The sequence below is a fragment of the Streptomyces sp. ALB3 genome, from assembly GCF_044385685.1.
Lineage (GTDB): Bacteria > Actinomycetota > Actinomycetes > Streptomycetales > Streptomycetaceae > Streptomyces.
In genome coordinates this window covers 621,707-645,130 of the sequence record NZ_JBISCE010000026.1, presented here as the reverse complement: position 1 = coordinate 645,130, position 23,424 = coordinate 621,707, and the positions used below count along the sequence as shown (strand labels likewise).

Annotated in this window: 23 protein-coding genes and 2 pseudogenes; 16 read left to right on the top strand and 9 right to left on the bottom strand. The window is 69.0% G+C overall.

Annotated elements, in window-relative coordinates; all coding sequences use genetic code 11:
- The first annotated feature begins 52 nt into the window (after positions 1-52).
- Together ACHFIV_RS14930 and ACHFIV_RS14925 are read left to right on the top strand one after the other, a co-directional pair.
- A complete protein-coding gene (locus ACHFIV_RS14930; protein ID WP_398968088.1) occupies positions 53-460 on the top strand; it encodes an STAS domain-containing protein in 408 nt (135 codons plus the stop codon).
- Positions 457-2,661, top strand: coding sequence for a SpoIIE family protein phosphatase (locus ACHFIV_RS14925; protein ID WP_398968085.1), 2,205 nt, complete (start codon positions 457-459; stop codon positions 2,659-2,661). Before ACHFIV_RS14930 ends, ACHFIV_RS14925 begins: the two co-directional genes overlap by 4 nt.
- A 75-nt stretch (positions 2,662-2,736) precedes the next feature.
- Here ACHFIV_RS14925 and ACHFIV_RS14920 read toward each other — a convergent pair whose 3' ends face one another.
- Positions 2,737-3,600: a helix-turn-helix domain-containing protein gene (locus ACHFIV_RS14920; protein WP_398968082.1), complete on the bottom strand. Its 864-nt coding sequence runs from the start codon at positions 3,598-3,600 to the stop codon at positions 2,737-2,739.
- Between the two features lie 271 nt (positions 3,601-3,871).
- Between ACHFIV_RS14920 and ACHFIV_RS14915 the strand changes: the two genes are divergently transcribed.
- Positions 3,872-4,153, top strand: coding sequence for a hypothetical protein (locus tag ACHFIV_RS14915; protein ID WP_398968079.1), 282 nt, complete (start codon positions 3,872-3,874; stop codon positions 4,151-4,153).
- Between the two features lie 153 nt (positions 4,154-4,306).
- Here ACHFIV_RS14915 and ACHFIV_RS14910 read toward each other — a convergent pair whose 3' ends face one another.
- Positions 4,307-4,618, bottom strand: a complete 312-nt coding sequence (locus tag ACHFIV_RS14910; RefSeq protein WP_398968077.1) for a hypothetical protein — start codon at positions 4,616-4,618, stop codon at positions 4,307-4,309.
- Positions 4,619-5,001: 383 nt separating this feature from the next.
- Between ACHFIV_RS14910 and ACHFIV_RS14905 the strand changes: the two genes are divergently transcribed.
- On the top strand, positions 5,002-6,387 hold the full coding sequence (locus ACHFIV_RS14905; protein WP_398968074.1) for a cation:dicarboxylate symporter family transporter: 1,386 nt from the start codon (positions 5,002-5,004) through the stop codon (positions 6,385-6,387).
- A gap of 58 nt (positions 6,388-6,445) precedes the next feature.
- Here ACHFIV_RS14905 and ACHFIV_RS14900 read toward each other — a convergent pair whose 3' ends face one another.
- Positions 6,446-7,693 (bottom strand): amidohydrolase, encoded by a 1,248-nt coding sequence (locus tag ACHFIV_RS14900; protein WP_398968071.1) that lies wholly within the window; start codon positions 7,691-7,693, stop codon positions 6,446-6,448.
- A gap of 97 nt (positions 7,694-7,790) precedes the next feature.
- On the opposite strand from ACHFIV_RS14900, the gene ACHFIV_RS14895 reads away from it, so the two are divergent.
- Positions 7,791-8,738 carry an FUSC family protein gene (locus ACHFIV_RS14895; protein ID WP_398968068.1) on the top strand — a complete coding sequence of 316 codons (948 nt, stop codon included), beginning with the start codon at positions 7,791-7,793 and terminating at the stop codon, positions 8,736-8,738.
- Positions 8,739-8,957: 219 nt separating this feature from the next.
- Here ACHFIV_RS14895 and ACHFIV_RS14890 read toward each other — a convergent pair whose 3' ends face one another.
- Positions 8,958-9,953, bottom strand: coding sequence for a DMT family transporter (locus ACHFIV_RS14890; protein ID WP_398968066.1), 996 nt, complete (start codon positions 9,951-9,953; stop codon positions 8,958-8,960).
- Between the two features lie 110 nt (positions 9,954-10,063).
- Between ACHFIV_RS14890 and ACHFIV_RS14885 the strand changes: the two genes are divergently transcribed.
- On the top strand, positions 10,064-10,528 hold the full coding sequence (locus tag ACHFIV_RS14885) for an Lrp/AsnC family transcriptional regulator (protein WP_398968064.1): 465 nt from the start codon (positions 10,064-10,066) through the stop codon (positions 10,526-10,528).
- Between the two features lie 84 nt (positions 10,529-10,612).
- Here the strand turns inward: ACHFIV_RS14885 and ACHFIV_RS14880 are convergent, their stop codons facing one another.
- Both ACHFIV_RS14880 and ACHFIV_RS14875 read right to left on the bottom strand, forming a co-directional pair.
- Positions 10,613-10,954 carry a DUF7144 family membrane protein gene (locus ACHFIV_RS14880; RefSeq protein WP_398968062.1) on the bottom strand — a complete coding sequence of 114 codons (342 nt, stop codon included), beginning with the start codon at positions 10,952-10,954 and terminating at the stop codon, positions 10,613-10,615.
- 213 nt (positions 10,955-11,167) lie between these two features.
- A pseudogene (locus ACHFIV_RS14875) lies at positions 11,168-11,332 on the bottom strand (helix-turn-helix domain-containing protein); the annotation flags it as partial.
- A gap of 55 nt (positions 11,333-11,387) precedes the next feature.
- Here ACHFIV_RS14875 and ACHFIV_RS14870 point away from each other — a divergent pair.
- Positions 11,388-11,693: a penicillin-binding transpeptidase domain-containing protein gene (locus ACHFIV_RS14870; protein ID WP_398968060.1), complete on the top strand. Its 306-nt coding sequence runs from the start codon at positions 11,388-11,390 to the stop codon at positions 11,691-11,693.
- 178 nt (positions 11,694-11,871) lie between these two features.
- Here the strand turns inward: ACHFIV_RS14870 and ACHFIV_RS33195 are convergent.
- Positions 11,872-12,258 (bottom strand): annotated as a pseudogene (locus ACHFIV_RS33195) (AraC family transcriptional regulator); the annotation flags it as partial.
- A gap of 49 nt (positions 12,259-12,307) precedes the next feature.
- Between ACHFIV_RS33195 and ACHFIV_RS14865 the strand changes: the two are divergent.
- The 9 genes from ACHFIV_RS14865 (at position 12,308) to ACHFIV_RS14825 (ending at position 18,814) form a co-directional block, all read left to right on the top strand.
- The gene (locus ACHFIV_RS14865; RefSeq protein WP_398968058.1) at positions 12,308-13,135 is read left to right on the top strand and encodes an alpha/beta fold hydrolase; all 828 of its coding nucleotides are present in this window, start codon (positions 12,308-12,310) and stop codon (positions 13,133-13,135) included.
- Positions 13,136-13,405: 270 nt separating this feature from the next.
- On the top strand, positions 13,406-14,140 hold the full coding sequence (locus tag ACHFIV_RS14860; RefSeq protein WP_398968055.1) for a translation initiation factor IF-2: 735 nt from the start codon (positions 13,406-13,408) through the stop codon (positions 14,138-14,140).
- Positions 14,141-14,408: 268 nt separating this feature from the next.
- Positions 14,409-14,879 carry a hypothetical protein gene (locus ACHFIV_RS14855; protein WP_398968053.1) on the top strand — a complete coding sequence of 157 codons (471 nt, stop codon included), beginning with the start codon at positions 14,409-14,411 and terminating at the stop codon, positions 14,877-14,879.
- 666 nt (positions 14,880-15,545) lie between these two features.
- On the top strand, positions 15,546-15,671 hold the full coding sequence (locus tag ACHFIV_RS14850) for a hypothetical protein (RefSeq protein WP_398968050.1): 126 nt from the start codon (positions 15,546-15,548) through the stop codon (positions 15,669-15,671).
- Entirely contained in the window at positions 15,668-16,063 is a 396-nt protein-coding gene (locus ACHFIV_RS14845; protein ID WP_398968047.1) for an STAS domain-containing protein, read from the top strand. Before ACHFIV_RS14850 ends, ACHFIV_RS14845 begins: the two co-directional genes overlap by 4 nt.
- Before the next feature lie 66 nt (positions 16,064-16,129).
- Positions 16,130-16,786: a response regulator transcription factor gene (locus ACHFIV_RS14840; RefSeq protein ID WP_398968044.1), complete on the top strand. Its 657-nt coding sequence runs from the start codon at positions 16,130-16,132 to the stop codon at positions 16,784-16,786.
- A complete protein-coding gene (locus ACHFIV_RS14835) occupies positions 16,783-17,886 on the top strand; it encodes a PAS domain S-box protein (RefSeq protein WP_398968041.1) in 1,104 nt (367 codons plus the stop codon). Before ACHFIV_RS14840 ends, ACHFIV_RS14835 begins: the two co-directional genes overlap by 4 nt.
- A gap of 2 nt (positions 17,887-17,888) precedes the next feature.
- Complete coding sequence (locus ACHFIV_RS14830) at positions 17,889-18,284, top strand: response regulator transcription factor (RefSeq protein ID WP_398968250.1); 396 nt, start codon at positions 17,889-17,891, stop codon at positions 18,282-18,284.
- Between the two features lie 296 nt (positions 18,285-18,580).
- Complete coding sequence (locus tag ACHFIV_RS14825) at positions 18,581-18,814, top strand: hypothetical protein (protein ID WP_398968039.1); 234 nt, start codon at positions 18,581-18,583, stop codon at positions 18,812-18,814.
- A 113-nt stretch (positions 18,815-18,927) separates the two neighbouring features.
- Here ACHFIV_RS14825 and ACHFIV_RS14820 read toward each other — a convergent pair whose 3' ends face one another.
- Entirely contained in the window at positions 18,928-20,265 is a 1,338-nt protein-coding gene (locus ACHFIV_RS14820) for an MFS transporter (RefSeq protein WP_398968247.1), read from the bottom strand.
- Between the two features lie 727 nt (positions 20,266-20,992).
- On the bottom strand, positions 20,993-23,260 hold the full coding sequence (locus ACHFIV_RS14815; RefSeq protein ID WP_398968036.1) for a rhamnogalacturonan lyase family protein: 2,268 nt from the start codon (positions 23,258-23,260) through the stop codon (positions 20,993-20,995).
- Positions 23,261-23,424 lie beyond the last annotated feature (164 nt).

Here is a 23,424-nt window from a genome sequence, read left to right as displayed (position 1 = left end):
TTCTACGATGAGGACCTTGTGGTGTACCGGTGGGCAGGAGGCGTGACGGAAGGTGTTCTCGGTTCAGGTCAGGCCGGTGACGGGCGCCGTGGTGTTGCAGCTCCGAGGAGAGCTGGACTTCGAGAGCGTGGTGCAGTTGTACGAGGCCGGGGAGACGGCGCTGGCCACGCGGCCGGTTCCACGCCTGGTGGTGGTCGACTGTGTCTCCATGACCTTCTGCGACTCCTCCGGCATCGGCGGTCTGGTGCGGCTCTACCAGCGCTTGTCGGCGCAGGGAGGACAACTGCGGCTGGCGGCTCCGCCCGCCCCGGTCGCCAAGGTGCTCTCGCTGACGGGACTGGACGCGGTGATCGCCGTCGACGCCGGTGTCGACGAGGCCCTGGCCGCGGCCCGGGGCGGGCGTGACGGGGTGGCCGGTGGGACTGCGGGGAAAGACGGACGGGAAGCAGGGGCGGGATGACCAGCACACCGCGGAGGCCTACCGCCCTGGCGGAGCCGAGAGCCGGCGGGGCGCGTGCCGTGGAGGCGGATCTGCGGGCGCTGTTCGGTGAGTCGACGACGGTCTTCGCCTCGATGGCGGGCCCCGCCCACCTGCTGGAGGCCGCGAACCCCGCTTTCTTCACCGCCGTCGGCCGGACCGGCACACCTACCGGGCTGCCGCTCGGGCAGCTGATACCCGAGCTGGCCGACCAGGGCTTCATCGCGCTCCTGGACCGCGTCTACCGCACCGGCCGGCCCTACACCGGACGCAACGCACGGGTGCTGCTGGGAGAAGGCGCGCAGACGCGTGAGGCGTTCTTCGACTTCGTCTACGAGCCCCGCCGTGACGTCGGCGGCAACGTCATGGGCGTGCGGATGATCGGAGTGGAGACCACCCAGGTCAAGCACGCCCAGCGGCTGACGGCCGAGCACCGTGCCCTGCTGGAGCAGATCGCACGCCAGGCACCCCTGGAAGAGGTTCTGGAAGGTATGGCGAAGGCCATCGAGGACCTGTCGCCGGGGGTACTGGTCTCGGTCCTGCTCGCCGACGACGACGGACGCCACCTGCGGCACGGCACCGCCCCGAGCCTGCCGGACTTCTACAACCAGGCCATCGACGGCATCGCCACCGGTGACGGCGTCGGCTCGTGCGGCACCGCCGCGCACCGCCGGCAGCGGGTCATCGTCTCCGACATCGCCACCGACCCGTTCTGGGACGACTTCCGCGACCTGGCCGAGCGTGCCGGTCTCGCCGCCTGCTGGTCGACCCCCATCCTTGCTCGTGACGGGCAGCTGCTGGGAACCTTCGCGATGTACCACCGCGTTCCCCGCGCCCCGGTCGAGTCCGACCTCGCACTCGCCGGTGTCTTCGCCGACACCGCGGCGCTGGCCATCGAACGCCACCACGCCGAGCAGGCCCGGCTGGCAGCCGAGGCCAGGGAGAAGGCGGCCCGGGACGGCCTGGCTTTCCTCCTGAAGGCCAGCACCGCGCTGAGCGCCGATCTCGACTACGCCCAGACACTCCAGCGGCTGGCCTCCCTGTGCGTGCCCGCCCTGGCCCCGCTGTGCGCCGTCGACGTCGTCGAGCAGGGACGGGTGCGCCGTATCGCCACCGCGGCCTCGACCGGCCACGCGGAGCACCTGCTGGCCGCGTACATCCCGGTCTACGACGCCGACGACGACGCGGTCACCCGCGTGCTGGCCTCCTCGATGAGCGAGGTCGCCCGTCGCGCTCCGGCCGGTCCCGGACCCTGGCAGGACCTGGGGGTCACCGGCTACCTGTGCGTCCCCCTGACCGACCGCGGTCAGACCTTCGCCACCCTGACCCTGCTGACCACCGGGGACCAGGCCTTCGACGGGCACGCCGTGGCCCTGGCCGAGGAACTCGCCCGCCGCGCCGCGACCGCCGCCCTCAACGCCCGCCAGTACACCCAGCGCGCCGCCCTCGCCCGTGACCTGCAGGCAGGACTGCTTCTGCCGGATCTGCCCAACCTGCCGGGCGCGGAGCTCGCGACCTACTACCATCCCGCCGGTGAGGGGCTGGAGATCGGCGGGGACTTCTACGACGTCTTCCCCCTGGAGGACGGCCGCTGGGCCTTCATGCTCGGCGACGTCTGCGGCCGGGGAGCGCTGGCCGCGACCACCACCGCCCTGGTCCGCCACACCGCGCGGGCCGTCGCCTCGTTCCTCCCGGGCCCGGAGGCCGTCGTCCAGGCCGTCAACCACGCCCTGATCAAGCGGCACGGCAGTCACGGAACCGGCTTCGTCACCCTCGTCTACGGCCACTTCACCCCCACCGACACCGGACTGGACATCGAACTCGTCCGCGCCGGTCATACCTTCCCCCTGCATCTCACCGCTGACGGCCCCCACCCCGTGACCAGCGAGGGCCCACTCCTCGGCATCCTGCCGGACCCGCGTCCGGACTCACACCGCTTGGGCCTCGCCCCTGGAGAAAGCCTGGTCCTCTACACCGACGGCATCACCGAAGCCCGCAACAAGGCGGACGAACTGTTCGACGAGGAACGCCTCACACAGGCGCTCACCCCGTCACTGCGGCACGCCCCGGACGTCCTGGACGCCCTCACCACCGCGGTCTCCGCCTTCACCGACGGCGCCGGCATCGACGACGACCAGGCCGTACTCGTCCTGACCGCCACACACCCCCGCCCGCCCGTCTGACCCCGCCCGCCCCGCAGCGGGCGCCCAGGCGATTCGTCCCGCCGGGGCACCGCGGTCCCCCGAGGCGTCCGGTGTTCAAGAGGCGCAGGCGGGCAGCACGGTGGTGAGCTGGGTCAACTGGTCCGGGTGGACGCGGATCCCGGGCAGCCAGAGCTGCTTCTCGTCGTGCGTGACCCGGATCCAGATGCTGGTGTGCTCGTGGTTCTCATCGGTGACGGTGACGCCGTTGGCGATGGTGCAGGTGGCGTGGAGGAGGTCGTGGTGCCACACGCGGCCGGCGGAGTTGGTGGTGTTGTAGGGGCGATAGGGGTTGTAGGCCAGGGAGAGTGCGCACCGGGTCGTGCGTGGGCTCTGACACGCCTCCTCGACGTTGTGGACCAGCACCCCGGCATGGCTGCTCCCGCCCGTGCCGTCCGCCGCCCCCTGGGCACCTTGCGCGGCGGGTGCGGCATCGGGCGCTCCGCGCGGCCAGAGCAGGAACAGCAGGACCGCGACGACCACGAGCACGCCCACAGCGGCGGTCACCGTGGCGGCACCCGCACGGCCGGTCACCAGGACGCGTCCGCCGGGCAGGGGTGCGCGCAGCCAGGGCCGCCCCTCGGGAGCGGTCGCAGGTGACGGCCCGGCATCAGCCGCCGCGTCGCCGGCCGTGCCGCTGGTGACGGGGACGGCCTCCCGTTCGTCCGGCGGGGTGCTCCCGGTGGCCTCCCACAGGGCGCGGAACGGGACCGGATCGGCCTTCAGCGCCCGGCACAGGTCTCGAACCGCGGGCCAGCTCGGCACGGTCTCGCCGCGGAAGTAGCGGGAGAGCGACGAGTCGCTGATGCGGACCTCGGATTCCAGGCTGCGCAGTGTGCGTCCGGACCGCTGTTGCAGGCCACGCAGCGCTGCTCCCAGTTCCCGTGCTGCCGCACCGTGGTCGGGTCGTTGACCGGTCATCGAGGAGGAGACCTTTCGCAGGGCGGGGCTACGGCGTCCCACCGGCTTCCCATGTCCCGGGACAGTGACGTCCCAGCAGGTCAGGACTGTATTTATCCCGACATCACCGAAGCAAGCGGGATCCCGTCGTGAAGATGCCGCTTCCTGTGCAAACTCTGCGTACCGGCTGAGCACGGATCACCCCCAGGGGTGAGCGAGCCGGTCAGTCGTGGCCGTGTCGGCGGACGCCGCGGGGCCCCGGCTCCGTACCCCTCCCGAAAGGACCTTCATCATGCGTGTACGCATCGCACTGTCCGCTTACGCGGCCATCACGGTGGCCGGTCTCGGCCTGAACTCGGCGGCCTCAGCCGTCGCGGCTCCCGCCCCGGCTCCCCACCGGGTGACCGCTGCCCCCGCGGCCGACGGCCTCGACATCCACCGCGAGAAGTTCATGACCCTGAACGGCTGCCAGACGGCTGGTCAGCAGGGCATCGAGCGTGGGCACTGGGACCGCTACCAGTGCGCCGAGGGCAACGCCTGGCCCTGGGTGTGGAACCTGTGGACCAACCGCTGAGCACCTAGCGCCGCCGGTGGCCTCCTCATCACGCGCGAGGAGGCCACCGGCGGCTGCCCGAGGCGCGGGGCCCCTGCGGCACCGCCGAATCCCTCGGGCCCGCCCCCGCGCCCGAGGGCATGCACCCCTCGTCAGCGGTCGCGGCTACCCGGTTCAGCTTTCCGTTTCGGTCCGGTCGCCGCCCCAGAGGGTGTGGAAGGTGCCGTCGCGGTCGGTGCGGTGGACCTTGCTGTGATTGAGGCGATCCTGGTCACGGCCGATCCAGGCATCAGGGAAGAGTTGCGGAGTCTGTCGCGCCGTCGTCTCACGGTTTCCTACCTGCAGTTGCGCGAAGGCGGCGAGGAGGCAGATCCGATGGTGCGGGCCACCCGGTTCACGGTGCGGGTACTGGCTGACCGCATCGAGCAGCTGGGTGAGCAAGCTCGAGTGCTGGAACAGCGCCTGTCCGTGTTGATCAGGACGCACTACCCCAGCCTCCTGGAATCTGTCGGAGTCGGACCCCGCAGTGCGGCGGTGCTGTTGACGGCCCTGGGCGACAACAGCGAACGCATGCGGGGCGAGGCGTCATTAGCGCTCGCGCGGAGAGGACCCACGCGGCGGGGCAGCTGCCATCGAAGGCCCCGACAGCCGGTGCTCCCGACACTCTTTGGGGTAACGCGGTCCGGTTTCGCCCTTCTGTGTGTTTGCGTGGCACTTGCAGCTACTGGCCCTGCTTGACGCTTGGGTCATGTGCCGAAGTTCGAGCTCCCTGGCGCTTACCCCTTCCCTCCCGCTGGAGCTCCCTTGATAGTTGACCATCAAGCGGAACCATGATTCCGCATCGCGGAAAGTCGAAGAGGGGTGTATCCATGACGCAGGTCAGTCCGTCCCTGGCTCGTCGTCTCGCTCGAAGTCTTCGGACATCGATGTTCGTGCAGGTGTTCTGTGCGCTGGTGGTCGCCATCATTGTCGGAGGGGTGTGGCCCGATGCGGGTTCCGCCGTGCAGCCGCTCGGAGACGGCTTCATTCGGCTGATCAAGGCGATGATCGCCCCCTTGGTCTTCTGCGTCGTGGTCACCGGGATCGCCAAGGCGGGCGACCTGAAGTCCTTCGGGAGGATCGGGCTCAAGGCTCTGATCTGGTTCGAGGTGGCCACTACCGTGGCTCTAGTGATCGGGCTGGTGGCCGGGAACCTTGTCCGCCCAGGCAGCGGGATGAATGTGGATCCCGCCTCGCTGGATGCCTCGGCCGTTGATGAGAAGACCGGCGGCGGTGAACTGCCGTCCACGAGTGCATTTCTGCTGCACTCACTGCCCGACAGCGCGGTGGGCGCGTTCGCCGAGAACTCCTTGCTGCAGGTCCTCATTCTGGCCTGCCTGGTGGGAGCTGCCCTGCTTCACCTGGGACACACCAAGGTGCCGGCGATCCTTCCGGCCGTGGATCAGGTGCAGGAAGTGATCTTCGCCATCGTCGGCTTCGTCATGCGGCTCGCCCCCCTGGCCGTGTTCGGGGCCACCGCCCATCTGGTCGGGGAGTACGGTCTCGGAGCACTGTCTACGTACGGCAAGCTGATCGGCGTCTGCTACGCGGTGGCGCTGGTCTTTCTGCTGCTGCTCGGTGCCGCCTTGAAGATGTGCACCGGCGTGAGCCTGTGGAAGTTTGTCCGCTACACCCGCGAGGAACTGGTGCTGGCACTCGGCACAGGCTCGAGCGAGACGGTGATGCCGCGCATGATGCAGAAGCTGCGGCAGGCGGGTTGCCGCGACGATTCTGTGGGCCTGGTGCTGCCCACCGGGTATTCGTTCAACCTCGACGGTGCCTCCATCTATCTCTCCATCGCGACGCTGTTCATCGCCCAGGCCGTGGGTGTCGATCTGACGCTCGGACAGCAGATCACCGTCGTACTGGTTCTGATGCTGAGCAGCAAGGGGATGGCCGGCGTGCCCGGGTCGGCGTTCCTTGCGCTGTCGGCGACGGTCTCGGCCTTGGGAGTCGTCCCGGCCGGTGCCGTGGCGCTCTTGCTCGGGGTCGACCGGATCATGGACACCATGCGGGTGGCCACCAACCTCCTCGGTAACTGTGTCGCCGTGTTCGCCGTGTCCAAGTGGGAAGGAGCGCTCGACCACGACCGCGCTCGTAAGGTTTTGGACGGCGAGATCGCGTTTGTGCCCGAGGAGGACACCTCCGTCCCAGTGGCCCGAGGTGAGGCCGAGCTGACGGCGTCCGCCGCGACGGGACCCGGCGCCGAGCGGTGATCACGTCCGCGCATCCCTTCGTCCGACGACCTGGCCGCAGTGAGGGGGACAGAGCAGGTCAGGTCTGTGCGGGCATCCAGGCGTGTGCGGCGTGGACGAGGGCCTTGATGCCGGTGGTGAGGGTGGGCTCGATGACGGGGGCGTAGTGAGGGGAGTGGTTGGAGGGCAGGCTGTGGGCGATATGCGCGACTTCCTCCAACGTCCGCGCGGGGGCGAATGCTTGTGGGTCGGCTCCGCCGAGGAGCCAGTAGACGCAGGGTGCGTCCGCCTTGGTGGCGAGGATGCCGACGTCCTCGCTGCCGGTGACGGGCCCGGGATCGACCACCAGGTCCGGGCCGAGACCGGCGGCGAAAGCCTCTTGGGTGCGGGCGCAGGCGTCCGGGTCGTTGATGACGGCGGGGAAGGACTCGGTGAGGGTGATGTCCGGTTCCCGGGGGGCCGCGGACGCTGCGGCTTCGGCCCGCACGATCCGCTCGATGGCGGCCATGACATTCTCCCGCACCATGGGGTCGAAGGTGCGGACGCTGAGGTGGAGTTCTGCGCGGTCGGGGATGATGTTGCCGCGGGTGCCGGCATGCAGGGCGCCGACCGTGAGGACGGCGGTGGAGGAGCCGGCGATCTCGCGGGAGACGATGCCATGGAGCCGCATCACGGTGGCCGCGGCCATCAGGACGGGGTCGACGGTCGCTTCGGGCCGTGACCCGTGGCCGCCCTGCCCGTGCAGCACGACGCTCAGCGAGTCCGAGGCGGCGAAGGCCGGGCCGGGGCGCAGTCCGATGAACCCCGCGGGTAGCGGCGCGACGTGCTGGCCCAGTACGACGTCGGGACGGCCGAAGCGTTCGTAGAGGCCGTCATCGACCATGGCCCGGGCACCGCCGGCAATTTCCTCGGCCGGCTGGAAGACGAGCAGGACGGTGCCCTGCCAGGCGGACCGGTCCGCCGCAAGTTCGGCGGCTGCGCCCAGGAGGCATGTGACGTGCATGTCGTGGCCGCAGGCGTGCATGAGGGGCACGGTCGTGCCGTCGCTGTCGGTGCCCTGGAGGGTGCTCGCGTAGGGCAGGCCGGTCTGTTCCTGTACGGGAAGGGCGTCCATGTCGGCACGCAGGAGCGCGGTGGGGCCGTCGCCGTTGCGCAGTACGCCCACGACGCCGGTACGGCCGACACCGGTCGTGGTCTCGTACCCGAGAGTGCGGAGCCGGTCTGCGACGATCGCTGCGGTCCGGGTCTCCCGAAAGGCCAGTTCGGGATGCGCGTGCAGGTCACGGTAGACCGCGGCCAGATCTGCTGAGGTGTTCGCTGCCGCCATCGTGAGATCTCCGTCCTCATGGTCATGCTGCGGGGCGGGCGGGTGAGCGGAGTGTGCCATGATCGATTCTACTGTTGCCGATAATGACCAGGTTTGTATGCGTCTTGTGGAGCGGTTGCCGCCGGTGGCCTTGCTGGCGAAGTCCGCCGCCATCGTGCTGATCGCGGTGGTCCCTGTCGGGCTGGCCTGGTGGCTGGTCGAGGGCCAGATCGCCGTGGCCGTATATCTGGGCATGACGTTCATGACGGTCGCGGCAGGCCGGCTGCCCCTTCTCGAACAGATCTGGGTCGGCTTGTCGGCGGGGCTCGCCGCCGCGGTCGGCGCACTCGTCGCGGGCAACACCCCGCTGCTGCTCGTCACCGTGGTGACCGCGTGCGCGCTGCAGTGGGTCTTCAACCAGCGCAGCGTGGGGGTGGCCGCGCTGCTGCCGTCCAACCTGCTGCTGTACGCGGTGCTCACTCCGGACAGCGCGGTGGCGGTGGCTGCCGCCAACTGGCTGGGAGCCGCTGTGGTGATCGTGGTGGCGGCAGTGATCCGCATGCGCTTCACGACCGAACCCGCCCCCGGCCGGGACGCTGCCGTGCACGCCGCCGCACTGGCATGCGGATGTGTCCTGTTGATCGGGCTGACCCGGGCCTTCGATCTGCCCCGCGGGAACTGGGCGGTGCTCACCCTGTGCCTGGTCTTCGTCCCCGCGTCGGGAGCGACACGGGCACGCGTGGTCCACCGAGTGTTGGGCACGACAGCCGGCGCGACGGCCGCCGTCGCGATCGCCGTCGCCGCCCCGCCGACGCTCTGCCTCGTGCTGGCGGCGCTGTGCGCGGTACTCACCGTCACCTACGCCCTCGTTCCCGACGACCTCCTGTACGCCGCGTTCCTGACGCCGACGGTCTTGTTGCTGTTCTCCTCGGGGCGAGCGCACGCGACGGCCGAGATCGCGGTGCAGCGACTGGGGATGACGGTGGTCGGTGGGGGGCTCGCCATCGTCCTGGTGGGGGTGATGGCCTTGCTGCCGGGTCGCTGGAGGCAGTGCCCACCCTGGTGAGGCCAGGGACAGGAAGACCCGGACGTGACGCGGCGGCTCCGAAAGCCAGGGAGTTCCGCGTCGATGCGGGCGACCGAGAGGGCGCGGGGCGAGCGCGCGCGACCGACGACTCCGCGCCCCTGCTTGCCGGTGGGCGGGCCCCGCCCGGGTTCTCGCGCTCGTGCGTGTCGGTGGACGGCTCTGGGGCCCCGGCCCCGTACGGGTCAACGTTCCCAGGTCTCAGGCAGCCTCGTTCGTTGATGCGGCGCTGGTTGGCCGCCTGGCCTGCGTCACGTTGCTGGTTCGGCCAGGCCCCCTCGACTCGGACAGTGGACGCTTCGGTCCGAATCCACGGTGGCGCGGCGTGATGTTGAACAACGTGACGCCGGTGATGGTGAGGGTGAGGGCGGTACTCATGCCAGGGGTGATGGGCTCGCCGAAGAGGGGGATGGCGAGGAGAGCTGTCAGGGCGGGGCTGACCGCGCCGGCCGTTGCCGCGGCGTTGCTGCCGAGCGTGCGCACCGCGTAGGCGTAGCACAGGGTCGAGAGCAGTCCCGTCCCGATGCCCTGGAGGCCGGTGAAGAGCAGGACGTCGGAGATGCCGGCGGTGCCGGCCAGCAGGTGCGAGGGCATAGCGGTGGAGCCGGCAAGCAGGGCCGCTGTGATCGTGGCGGGCGTGCAGATGGCAAGCACGACGCCGATCAGGCCGAGCGCTGTCTGCCGCAGGCTGACCGTGTAGACGGCCCAGGCGCACCCCGCGGTGAGGAGAAGGCCGACGCCCGCGATCGTCGTGGCCGACGTCGTCTGCATCGCGGACGCCGCGATTCCCGCGATGATCGCGGCCAGGGCGATCAGGCGTCGCGTGGAGATCCGTTCCCGCCACCGGAGAAACAGGATCACCACGACGAACAGCGGGACTGTGCCGGGGACAAGGAGGCCGATGAGCGCGGCGGAGGTCATGTGTCCGCCGAGCGCGGAGAGGAGGAAGTGCGGAAATCCACCGACGGCGAGCATGATAAGGACACCGATCCGTTCGCCGCGCAGGGCGCGGAGGGTGCGCGGAAGCCACGGCGCCAGGATGACAACGGGTGTCGCGAAGCGCAGAAACGCCACGTCGATCGAAGTGAGGCTGGACGAGCCGATCCCCCTGACCGTCAGGGCGAACGAGGACCACAGCACAACCGCCGCCACGAGAGCGACCGCTCCCCTCCACCTGGCACGCCTCTGATCGGCCATGGCCAGCTCCTTCCATCCCTGCTCTACGGATGGCAATGCTAGAGAGATGAAGGCGGCAGTCGATTGCTTTTCCTGCCGCTAGAGCCGTTGTATATGGCAGGATCTGCTACATGACGACCTTGGATGACATCGACCGGCAGATCCTTCTCGAACTCCAGCGAAACGGCAGACTCACCAACCAGGAGCTGGCCGATCGCGTGGGCCTCTCGCCGTCGCCGTGTCTGCGACGTGTGCGGCTTTTGCAGGAGAACGGCGTGATCAAGGGCTACGCGGCGATGCTCTCCCAGGACGCGCTCGGGCTGTCGATCACCGCGTTCGCGCGGATGACGCTCCTCTCGCACACCTCGCAGGTCGTCGACGCCGTCGAGGAGAAGCTCCGGGCGATTCCCGAGGTGGTCGAGGCGTACTTGCTCGCCGGCGACGACGACTACCTCGTGAAGATCGTCATCGAATCCTTCGGGGCATACGAAGACCTTGTACGGCGAGAGCTGCGGACCCTTCCGTCACTGTCCTCGATCAAGACGACGTTCGCCTTCGCCGTCATCAAACCGCCATCGCCGCTGCCCATCCCCTGAACCGCGCATCCTCAGCAGCCCTGACCACGCGACTTCGGGGCGAGCTGCCCGGTACCTGCTCGTCCCATGTCCCGACGGCGCAGCCTATGGATTCTGGCTGACGCCGATTCTGGCCAGTCCCCACAGGATGACAAGGTCCAGCGTCATGATGCTGATCGACCACAGCGGGTAGTACGGGATGAACATGAACTGGGTGACCAGGCTGATCGCGGCGATCGTCATGCCGGCCGATCGCCCCCAGCTCAAGGTCCGCAGCACTCCGAAGCCCACGATCACCAGGGCCACTCCCACGATCAGGTGAATCCAGCCCCAGGTGGTGAGGTCGAACCGGTACTCGTACTGGCGAGGGACGCCGTAGAGGCGGTCGCGGGCGATGCCGGTGATGCCCTGGAGGATGCTCAGGACCCCGCTGATGATCAGCGGCACGCCGAAGAACAATGCGGGGCCGGCTGGTCGTCCGTCCTTCCGGTCCTTCGCGTTCCGTCGCGCTGCACTGGGCATCTCCGCCATGACTGCCGGCCTTTCGTCTTGGTGCGATCCTCGCCGCGTGGGAGTTGAGAGCGCAGGTGCTCTGCCACTCCACAGCGTGAGCCCGAAGCCTGCGCACAGCGACCGCACTCGGCCATTCGTGCGAAGTCGTCAGCTCTTGTCCTTGCCGTGGGGGTGGCACTCGTCAGGGAGCCAGCTAAGGGCGAACCAGAACTCCATTCGGGCCTCCGGGTCGTCAAGGTCGGTGTCGAGCAGCTCCGAGATGCGGCTGATGCGGCGCCGCACCGTGTTGCGGTGGATCTCCAGCGCCGCGGCGGTGGTCTGGCGACGCGGTAACTAGTGCCGGATCAGGCAACGTCCGCCGGACGCGGTGAAGAAGAAGTACCAGGCACCGAAGACGCTGGACCCCGAGGTCGATGACCGGCTACGCGCCATGCTGCGCACCACCGTGACCGCCGGTTCCGCCCGCGCCCTCAAGGACTTTCCCGGCCAACCGCACGCGAAGACCGGGACCGCGGAATTCGGCAGCGAAGCCCATCCGCGCACCCACGCCTGGATGATCCGTTACCAGGGCGCCACCGACCTCGCGTGGGCGGTGCTCCTTGAGGACGGCGGTTCGGGTGGCGCTGACGCGGGCCCGGTCGCCGCGCGGTTCCTGGGCGACCTCGCACGGTGAGCCGAGACCGGCCTGTCCGAATGACCGCTACAGAAGGGAACGTCCGCACCCCATGCACCGTCGAACCCATGTCTCCCGTCGCGCAGCCCTTGCCGTGCTGGCCGGGCCGTGCCCCTGCCTCTCGGCGGGTATACCGCCAGCCCGGACGGAACCGCCCCGACGACATCCGGTCCGACTCCGCCCGCCGCACCACCCCCGTCCGCCGGTTGCCCTGCCGGTGTGGCGGCAGGACCAGGTCCCGGGCGATCGGGGCGGTGTATGCCACGCCGTGGTCGCCGCGTACCAGGTGCAGGCACAGGTCGATGCCCGAAGCAGTCCGGCCTGAGCGAGGACGAACGCCCCGTGCAGTGGGCGGCCCGCAGCGCGGCGGTGACGGTCGGTGGCGCCGGTGTGCCGGGCGGCTGCCAGCCGGGGATGATGACGGTGTCCGCCTGCTGCAGGGCCGTCAGCCTGGCGTCGACGAGCATCGGGAGCCGGCGGTGGTCGGCAGGTGTCCGGGGTGCTCGGCGCAGGTCCGGAGGGCCACCACTCGATGCGGGCTCATGGCAGGAATGTACCCATGGATGTCTTTCCGTCCTCTCGGCTTGCGGGCTGGCCTCGGTCACAGTGGTTCGATGAGTGCAATCACCGAATCGAGAGTGTCGAGGGCCACGGTCCGGGTCGACGGCGAAATGGCCAGCTACCTGACCGTGGAGCAGGACGGCCCGGCCGTGTTGCTACTGCACGGAACGTACTGGAGCCGTGTCTGGCTCCCGGTGCTCGACCACCTTGCCGGGGCCGGGCTGCGGCCCCTGGCGGTCGATCTCCCCGGGCTCGGTCGCTCGGGCGGCGAACTCACCCTGGAGACGGCGACGGTCCCGGCCCTTGCGGACTGGGCGACGCGGTTCGTGTCAGCGGCGGGGCTCTCCGGGCCGGTCGCCGTGGCGGGTCATGACATCGGCGGCGCGATCGCCCAGCATCTTCTCGTTCGTGATCGGCTGGAGGTGTCCCGGTTGGCCTTGGTCAATTCGGTCCTCTACGACTCCTGGCCGGCGCCGCACGTGGCCCGCTTCCGGGACCCGGGGACCGCCGCCGACGAGGTGCTTGACGCCCGCCGGCAGGCGGTGACCTGGTCGCTGGCCGGTGCCGCCACCGAGCAGCGGGTCGCGGAGTACGTGGATCCATGGACCGACGCGCGGGTGCGCCGCTCCTGGATGGCCCTCGCCGGTGCGGCCGACAACCGCTACACCCTCGAGCTCGTTCCCGCACTGCAGCAATCCACCACGCCCAAGTTGCTGATCTGGGGCGAGGACGACGGGCACGAGAGGGTGGAGTACGCAGAGCGGTTCGCCTCGGAGATCCCGCACACCACACTCGTACGAGTCCCGGACGCCGACCACATTCCCACGGAGAACGCGCCCGGCCGGATCGGCCATGTGCTCACCGACTTTCTCACAAGGTAGAAATTCCAGAAACAGCTGTCCTTCCGGTCTTGGGGTACGCCGGTCGAGCAGGAGCCTCGAGCGGATGGCCTATGCCAGTCACACGCCCTTGTCCTTGCACCTTTTGGCAGGGATCGAGCGCGCCGTCAGCTGCTGCGCAGCTTCTGCCGACCGTGGATCGCGGGGAACGAGGTCCACGGCTGTCAGCCGCACCGACTGAGTACGATCACCTACACCGGTCTGAGTACGCGAACGGCTGTCGGCTGCGCGCGGCGCCGCAAGGGTGAACGCATGCGCCGACTACTTCTGCTCGCACCATTGTTGCTGTTCACCGCGGGCTGCGGGGTAGTGCAGTCCTCCGAGGGTGTGGCGACCGATGCCGCACGGGAAGTGGCCGTAAGGGCGGGCGAGTTGCTGCACTCCCAGCGTCCGCGCACGACGCAGGAGGTCGGACGCTCCGCTTCCGGCATCGACGGGGTCGAGGTGATGCGGTTGACAGGTACCTCAACACACGAGGGGGACGGCGTCGACGTGGTCGTCCGCACGTCCGGCTCGGCGTACAACAGCTGGTTCGACGTCGAGGAGGTCACCGTGCAGCGCTGTTTCGAGGTGCGGGTGTCGCCCAAGTCGGAGTGGCGTGAGAAGCCGCACGATGTGAAATGCCCGGACGGCCGTCCGCTGACCTTCGCCCCGCCACCCGAACCGCCCCGGCTGCCGTACAAGGAACTCCGCGTGAAACTCCCCCGGGTGCCGGAGGGTGGCCGCGTGGACGAGGCCGAAGTACGCCGTGTGCTCACCGCCCTGGACCTGGATCCGGCGATCCGTACCGAGGTGAAGGCGGCCGACGGCCGAGTCGGCGTCCTGCTGTCGGTGAAGGGCAACCACTTCGACCCGCAGGACTGCCTGCTCGCCCATGTGCGCCCCGGCGTCACCAAAGTGTGGGTGCCGTCCCGGATCCAGCGGATGCCCGGAGAGGGCGGCTGCACCGTCAGTAATGGCCTGGACCCGCTACCGCCGCCCCACTAGCGGGGCGGCTGGCTGCATCAGAAGCCCACGCCGCCCTCCGCGATGTCGCACCTCGCCTCTACCGACCGCGCTGTCGATCGGACAGATGGCAGCTCGCGGGCTGCTGAGAGACGCCTCCGGAGCCCATGGATCGGCCGGCAGCCTCGGGTGCCCACTGCCTGGCGCGACTTATGACGACGCACATTGCCGAGGGTGGCGTCCACGCACCACGGTCACGGCCATTCCTGACAGCCGTTAGCCGCGTCCCACACCGGAGGACAGACCGCCCATGGTCATCGTCCGCGCACATCCATGGTCCGCCGCGCAACCGCGCCAGGGCACATGGCTACCAAAAGCGAGGATCTCCGCCATCAACTACGTACAACATGCCAAAGGGGCCCTGGCGGTCACCGCCGCCACCGCGGCCTGCCACACCCTCATGTCCGCCGGCTACGCCTGGGCCCGCGACAGGGCGGCCGCAACCGGGGACACGATGTTCTCCGGCGCGTTCGAGTTCCTCCTCACCACAGCCGTTTCCTGGGCTGTGATGCCCCTTCTGCTGTGGGCCGGCATGCGCGTGATGAGGGAGCCCGACAACACCGTGCTGATCGTCGCTGGTGGGCTGGCCTGGGTGGGGCTCTCCGGGTACTTCATCGACGAGATCGACCAGGCGGGCGGGCAGATACCGATCCAAGCCCTGGCTGCATACGTTCTGCTCGGCACGGGGCTGGCAGGAACCGGCCCCAGTCACCGCAGCTGAGACGACGACCGCGGAAGCGCGTCCCCGTACACCTACGCGTGTGTGCCGCCGCACAGAAGGCCACCTCAAAGGCGACAGAGTGACAGCGGTTGCACGCTCAGCTTGCCGACCAGCCGCCGAACGCCGGCCCGCTGCGGGTCCCGGGGGCACCCCACCCCGCTCGCGGGAGCCGAGCAGCAGCTGTGGCTTCCGTGACCCCATGCTCATCGATTCGTCGGTCCTCCGCGCTGCGCGGGGTCGGCTATGAACCAGAACGGCTTCGAGCTGGTTGATCGCCTGGATGCGAGCCTTGACCGCGAAGTCCCTGGCAATCTTGCACGTCCGGGCGTTGCGCACCGGACCGTCAACTGGCTTGATCCGGGCCTGTGTTGCGAGCCCTGAGCACGGCCCGTGCGGCGGCCTGCAGTTCGAACCGGTCCGACTTCATCGGGGCGGCACCTGTCAGGCCATGCCTGAACAGGTGCCGCCGACTGTTTCCCGCCTTTGGGCGCGCGCATGGCGCCCGAAGGTGTGCCCGCCCGGACTCGATCCGGCCGAAGAGGGGGGAGCACCTGCCGGGCCGAGTTCCGGGATCGCCTTGCTTCCTGCTCGCGCCCCCACCCACCCCTTACCGCCTTGGATCGGGTTGACTTCAGCGACTAGTGCAGATTCACTAGACTGGCGCTGATGCCGATGCACTATGGAGTGGTGCTGTGGCAGCAGGCAACAGAAGCTCTCCTCGACGGGGAGGGCCTCCGGACCGCGCTGCGGCACGCGTCGCAGGCGAGGACAGAAGAGGGCGGGACATCGTGACCGTTTACCCGTTCACGTCGCATGTCGCGGTTCGTTCGAGTGTCGGGCGTGTGGCTCTCGCCGGCGAACTCGACCTGGACACCGCCCCTGACGTCCAGGAGGCGGTGGCCGCGTGTCTGGCGAAGCAGCCCACGCGCCTCCACCTCGATCTGACCGACGTCACCTTCTGTGACTGCGCCGGCCTGAGCTCCCTGCTCATGGCACGGTCGACTGTCCTTCGAGCGGGCGTCGGTCTGGTCGTGGAAGGGGTTGGAGCGCAGCTGGCACGACTGCTTTCCCTGATCGGGGCCGACGACGTCCTCACCGGAAGGGACGCACCTGCGGACCCGGAGCTGGATCCCCCCGTTCCGGACACGGCCACCGTGCGCGGTGGCGCAGAGGCCGCGGCATGATGGCGCGTCCAGCCCCCAGAGCCTTCTGGCATGATCGTGAGCTCCGCCACCTGCAAGGATGCACCGATGCCTTCACCTTCCCTGGACAGCCGACCGGTCAGGATCCTGCTGGTCGAGGATCACGACATGGTGGCCGAGGCGATCCGCCTCGCCCTGGAGCGCTCATCCGATCTGCAGGTCGTGGGACGCGCGGCGTCGGTGGCGTCGGCATTGGCCGACGCGAAGCGGTGTGAGCCGGATGTCGTCCTGATGGACCGGCGGCTGCCGGACGGTGACGGGGTCTCCGCCATCGCCGCTCTGCTGGCACTCGTGCCGGAAGCGCGCGTGCTCATCCTGGCGGGCGAGGGCAGCGGGTCGGTCGCCGCGCGTGTCGCGGAGACCGGCGGGTCCGGCCTGATACTGAAGGCCCGCGGTCTGAGCGAGCTGGAGGACGCCGTACGCAGGGTGGCGGCGGGTGAGACGGTATTCAGCCGGGACCTGATGGGCGACGTGCTGGGACGGCTGACCGGCAGGGTGCCGGGTCCCGGAGCGAACCTGACGCCGCGGGAGCGGGAAGCTCTTCATCTGCTGGGGGAAGGCCACACCACCGCGGAGATCAGCGACCAGTTGGGGGTCGCTCTCAACACGGGGCGCAACCATGTCCAGCGGGTGCTGGAGAAACTGGGGGCGCGTTCGCAGCTGGAAGCCGTGACGATCGCGCGACGTGAAGGGCTCCTCAAGTGACACGGGAGCCCCAACCGCAGAAGCCGGCGCGGAAGCAGGCGGCTCCGCTGTCGGAGACAGCCTTCACGCTGCTGGTTCAGGGGGTGCTGGACTACGGCATCTTCATGCTCGACCCGCAGGGCTACATCATCAGCTGGAATGCGGGGGCGGAGCGGATCAAGGGCTACAGCGCCTCCGACATCCTGGGACAGCACTTCTCGGTCTTCTACCCGCCCGAGGACAAGGCGTCGGGCAAGCCGCAGTGGGAACTGGAGACCGCCGTGGCCGAAGGCAGACTGGAGGACGAGGGCTGGCGGGTCCGCCGGGACGGCTCCCGGTTCTGGGCGAACGTGGTCATCACCGCCCTGTGGGACGAAAAAGGCGTGCTGCAGGGCTTCGGCAAGGTCACCCGCGACATGTCCGAACGGCGGGCGGCGCAGCAGGCCCTCAGTGAGCGGCGGCGATTGTTCGATCACCTGGTCCAGGCGCAGGAGACGGAACGACGCCGCATCGCGTGGGATGTCCACGACGACTCCATCCAGGCCATGGTGGCGGTCGGGATGCGGCTGGAACTGATGGCGGAGCGGGTGCCGGAGGCGCACTCCGCGGAACTGCGACGCCTGGACACAACGGTGCGCGAGGCGATCACACGGCTCCGGAGTCTGACCTTCCGGCTGCATCCGCCCGGTATCGACAGGCATGGCCTGGTCGAAGGGCTTTCGAGTCACCTGGAAGACGTCGTGCGTTCCTCCTGGGGGATGGCGTGCTCGTTCGAACACGAGATTGATCGTGAGCCCACGCCGGAGACGGCCATCACGATCTTCCGGATTGTCCAGGAAGCGTTGCTGAACGTGAACAAGCATGCGCGCGCGAGCAGGGTCGACGTGCGCGTCACGTCGGCTGACGGGGGCCTGCTGACGCGTGTCGCGGACGACGGGACCGGCGAGCCTCGGGAGGAGGACGGCACCCGCGAACATTTCGGTGTCATCGAGATGCGGGAGAGAGCTGAGACGGCAGGAGGATGGTGGTCCATGCACAGCCGCCCCGGGACAGGGACGACGGTGGAGTTCTGGGTGCCGAACCCGCTTCCGGTTGCGGCGTCGGCGGACGAGGAGTCGTGAACATGACCCCACCGGGCGGTTCGCCCGGCTCACCGTTCAGCGTGCTCCTGTGCGATGACAATGTAATGCTCCTGGAGACCTTGAGCGAAGTAGTCCAGTCGCAACCCGATCTGGAGGTGGTGGGCACCGCGCGCAACGGCGCGCAGGCGCTTCGACTCGCAGAGCATCATCTACCGGACCTCGTAATCCTGGACGTCCGCTTTCCCGGCGGCGGCCCCACTCTCGCCAGAACCATCGCACGGTGTTCGCCGGCCAGCCGGATCGTGGCGTTCTCCGCATACGACGACAAGGCCTCCGTCGAACAGATGACAAGCGCCGGCGTTCTCGAGTACGTACTCAAAGGTGCGAGCAACCGGGAACTGATCGCGGCTCTGCGCCGGGTGGCCCACCCCCGGTAAGGCAGCAGCCGCGCCAGAGGCGTCCCGCCGCAGGCAGCCGTTCCGGCCCACCGGTCCCGGTGGCGACGCCAAGGCGCCCGGTGAGCCCATCGTCGGCACGGTGGCCCGCTGATGGCCGGCCGCTGGATGGATCTGGCATGTACAACGCCCGGGATGCTGGTGTCAAAGGCGGGAAAGTTCCTCTGGGAGATGTGTTCGGCCTGGCGAGCAGCTCGCGGATCTGCCTCGAGTCGTAGCCCGCGTCGAGGTGGGCCGGTGATGGCATCCGGGAGCCCGAGAGGCCTCCAACGCGAAGGGTGAAGGTACTCGAAGACATCCGCACGGATCCATTCGTCGCGCCGTGCGCGCATCGTGGTCGCCGAGCACGTCTGGTCGGCGTGCTGCTGGTAGATGCCGCCGGGAACGAGGCGGGCCAGGAACTTGGCGAAGACGACTCTGTCGGGGATGCGGGGCCGGTGACGACCCAGCGGATGGGTGACGGTGTGTTCAGTAAGCAGCGCCTCGAACTGCTCCCACATGAGGGGCGGTGATGAAGCCGGGCAGGACGGGCACGAGGTCTCCTGCGGGTCGTCGGCGCGGAAGGAGCCAGAGGGGCGGGCCGTCGTGCTGCTGCCGAACGGTGGCAGCACGACGGCCCGCTCTCCTACTGGGGCGCGGGCTGCGTGGTGGCCGGGGAGCGACCGACGACCACCGCCCCGACTGCCAGCCCGGCGACAGCGAGGGCTGCGGCGATCAGGAACTGGTCGCCGTCGTGCAGGGCCGGGGCGAACCCGATGCCCAGGTACACGGCCACGCCCCCGGCTCCGCCGAGCTGGTCGGCTGCTCGCTGGACGCCCGAGGCGATCCCAACGTCCTCGGCGCTCGTCGCGCTGACCGCAATGTACTGCAGCCCCACGAGTCCGAAGCCCATGCCCGCTGCGATCAGCAGCATCGCCGGAAGCAGCCACGCCGGCCCGCCACCGAGGAGGGCCACGAGCGCGATCACGGTCATCGCGCCCGCAGCCGCTACGAGCCCAATCAGCACACACGCGCGTGCGCCCCAGCGGCTCAGCAGCCGGGGCACGAGCACCGAGGCCGTGATCAGCGCCACGGCCAGCGGCAGCATCGTGAGCCCGGCCCTCAAAGGGCCGATGCCCAGCCGGTCCTGCAGGTAGAAGGTAAACAGCAGGAACGAGGTCGACAAGGCGCCACTGAGCAGCATCGTCGTCAGGTTCGCCCGCACCCGGGTTCGGTTGGCGAAGAAGAGCAGCGGGACCAGCGGGTTCGGCGACCTCGACTCGACCCGCACGAACCCGGCAGCGGCCGCCGTCGCACCGGCCAGCGCCGCCAGGCTCACCCACAGACTGGTTCCGGGCTCGCCCGCCTCGACGGCGGCGTAGACGAACAGCAGTGGGCACGCAGTCAGCAGGAGCGAGCCCGGCAGGTCCAGGCGGGCCCGCCCATGCGAGGCCGGCGGGTCGACAGGGATCAGCAGGAGTGCGGACACGATCACGACCAGGACGAACGGCACCGAGATCAGGAAGATCCAGCGCCAGCCCAGGTGGGCGGTGACGATGCCCGAGAGGGCGAACCCGAGCACGAGCCCGCAGCTGGCGACCGCGGCCCACACGCTCAGGGCACGAGACCTGCGAGGGCCCTCGGGAAAGAGCAGCACGATGGTCGCCATCGCCGCGGGCAGCGCGACAGCCTCGCCGGCCCCCTGCAGGAGGCGCGCGGCGACCAGGACCGGGAACGAGGGGGCCAGGCCCGCCAGCAGGGACGCCGCGCCGAACAGCGTCATACCGGACAGCAGAGTGCGGCGGCGACCCCGCAGGTCACCGAGCCGGCCGCCGAGCATCAGCAGCCCGCCACCGACAATGGTGTAGCCGACCACGACCCAGGTCAGCGCGTGGCCCTCGACGCCGTAGTCCGCGCCGATCGAAGGCAGCGCGATGTTGACCACGGTCACGTCGACCGCGATGAAAAACTGCAGCATGGACATCGTGCACAGCACGAGCCACGCACGCAGCGAGGACAGGTTGTGCCTGCAGGAAGAAGGGATGCCTGAAAGCATCGGTTGCTCCGTAACTCTGAAGAGTTTCCGGGCAGCACAAAGAGCCGCTCCGGACTGGGCACGAAGCGGCTGGACGTTCCTGGTGGGGTGTTGCTGTGAGCCGGAGCGTCCCGCCGCTAGCGGGACGCCCTGGTCACTGCCGCGCAAGCGGCCGAGCACGAAGCGGCTGACATGACGCAAATGCTAGCAGCGGCCACCGGTGGCTCCGCATGGTGCGCCAGAAGGCCCTATCCGCGCGATCTCCCGGTGCGACTACTCCTTCGGGTCCTCCGGTCGCGGCGGCACTGCCGCGGCAGCCCTGCGGCCAGGCCAGCCGCCCTAGGAACTGCCCCCTGACCGCCACTCGGGGTGCCAGCAGGAATCCCCAAGGGCCCGGACCCGTTCCGACCCAGCCACAGCAGTAGACCCGTCACCAGCAAGTGCACACATGACAGCGACCACCATGTCGACTGCGGCCCAGTTCCGGCCACGCCCGGTGTTGCATCGACTCTGCGGCCGTGCCGCCTGCCCTCCTGTCCCTTCGCTCCAGCCAGGGTCATGGGTGAAAGCGGCCGTGCCTTCGCGTCGTTTGCTGGTCGGCACTGTGCATGGAGCGTCTTCGCGGCGCGACCTGTCCGCCAAGACGCTCCACTTGCGCATGAGGTGATCGGGCGGGTCAGCGTACGTAGACGTTGGGCTGGGGCGGCCTGGCCATGTCGGCGCCCAGGAAGTAGCTGGGTTGGGGTGGCTGGTTGTAGGCGGTGTTCTGCCAGGCCAGGGCGACCCGGTACTGGGCGTCGTGGGCCAGGGTGTGGAGTTTGGTGGTGGTCGGGGTCGAGGTGGCGTAGATGCGCAGGGCGTTGTTGCCGGAGTGGCGCCAGATGACTTCTTCGCGCCAGTCGCCGAAGAGGTCCCCGGACAGGACGGGAGTGGATTTGGTGCCGTTGCTGGAGGCTACGCCGTTACCGGTGAGCAGGCGGGTGTCACCGCCGGTCCCGTACTTGTCGATCTGTGTGCCGTTGAGCAGTTCGCGCACGGGGTCGGCGTCCCACCAGGCGAGGAAGTTCGCCGAGGAGGGGTTGCGGCCGACGTCGCCGCCGGAGGAGTTGCGCAGCTGGGACATGTTCGGTCCCGCGCCCCAGAACTCTGCGCCCGGGTTGCCGGCGTATATGTCGGCGGCCACCCCGCGGCCTGGGCCTTCTTCACCGCTGGTGGGCGTGCGGTGGATGACCGAACCGGTGGCGGCGTCGTGGAGGTCGGAGCCGGGCTGGTTGCCCGATTCATGGATGGTGAACACCTCCAGGCCGGCCCGGGAGGGCACAAAGTCGCCGACGTGCAGAGCATCACCATGTCCGTAGCCGGTGGCGTACATCAGGGTGCCGTTGTCGTTGATGGTCGCGGAGCCGTAGATGACCTCATGGCGGCCGTCGGCATCGACGTCGGCGATGGACAGCTGATGGTTGCCCTGTCCGGCCGCGCGGGAGTTCCCCGAGGCGCTGGAGTCGAAGGTCCACCGGCGGGTGAGCCGGCCGTCGCGGAAGTCCCAGGCCGCGACGACGGCACGGGTGTAGTAGCCGCGCGCCATGATCAGCGAGGGCCGTTGCCCGTCGAGATAGGCGGTGCCGGCCAGGAAGCGGTCCACCCGGTTGCCGTAGGAGTCGCCCCAGGAGGAGACGTTGCCGCGCGGCGGGTCGTAGTTCGCCGTGTCCATCGCGGCTCCGGTCAGCCCGTTGAACATGGTCAGGTACTCCGGGCCGGCCAGGACATAGCCGTCCCCGTTGCGGTGGTCCGCGCTCGCGTTACCGATCACCGTGCCCTGCCCGTCGCGCGTACCGTCGGCGGTTTTCGCGGCGACCTCCGCCCGGCCGTCGCCGTCGTAGTCGAAGACCTGGAACTGGGTGTAGTGCGCGCCGGCCCGGATGTTGCGGCCCAGATCGATACGCCACAGCCGCTGGCCGTTGAGCCGGTAGGCGTCCAGGTAGACGTTCCCGGTGACCCCGGCCTGGGAATTGTCCTTGGCATTGGACGGGTCCCACTTCACGATCAGCTCATACTGCCCGTCGCCGTCCACATCACCCGGGCTTGCTTCCACCGGGGTGTATCCGGAACCAGGATTCTGCAGCTGGACATCAAGGTAGTTGCCGCCTGCGAAACGCAGCGAGGACTCCGAGGCAGGCTGTTCAGCGCCGCCGACCACTGCTCGAACCGTGTACGTGGCGTCGGCTGGAGCGCCGCCGTCCAGGTAGTTGGTGGAGCTGGTGATCGGTGAGGCGTTCACCTTGCCGCCGTTGCGGTACACGTTGAACGCCGTGTCGTAGCCCTCGGTGCCCATCAGCCGCCAGGACACCAAGTTGCCCGAGCCGGACCGCACCGAGACCAGGCCCCTGTTCAGATCCTCCATCTGCAGCCCGTCACCGGGCGGATCCGGGTCGGGGTCAGGGTCTGATCCGCCCCCGACCTTCACCAACTGCCACTGCTGATTGGCGCCATTGTTGTCGGAGTACTGGGAGATCCGGGCACCGTCCGCGGTGGACCGCTCCCAGACCTCCAGCGCTTTTCCGCTGTTGCGGTTGATCAACTGGATGAAGCCGCTGTCGGTGTCGACCACACTGAACTGCTGGTTGGCTCCGTCGTTGGCGGTGTACTGCTGGACGTTCGCACCATCCGCGGTGGACTTCGCCTCGACGTCCAGGACCTTGCCGCTGTGCCGGGCCCGGAGCTGGTAGGAACCACCGCCGACGTCGACGAACTGGAACTGCTGGTGAGTCACCGAGCCAGGGGTGCGCTGAAGCAGCGCGGCCCCGTTGGCCGTGGATCCGCCATCGATCTCCATGGCCTTCCCACTGTGCCGGGAGACCAACTGATAGTGCGCCGCAGTATCGATCTCAGCGGCGCCGGCGCTGGTCGCCGGCAGGCCGACGAACAGCGCGGCGAACAGTGTCACGAACCCTGCCCATAACACCGCGCGGAACCGGCGAGGTCTGATCTTTTCACGATCTTGATGCTCCTTCTCCAGAGGACTCCACGAAACGGGGACTGAAACGATTCATCGGTGGCGTGCGCAATAGAGCGTGCTGCGAATGCCGAGGTGGGAGCGCTCCCACTTGG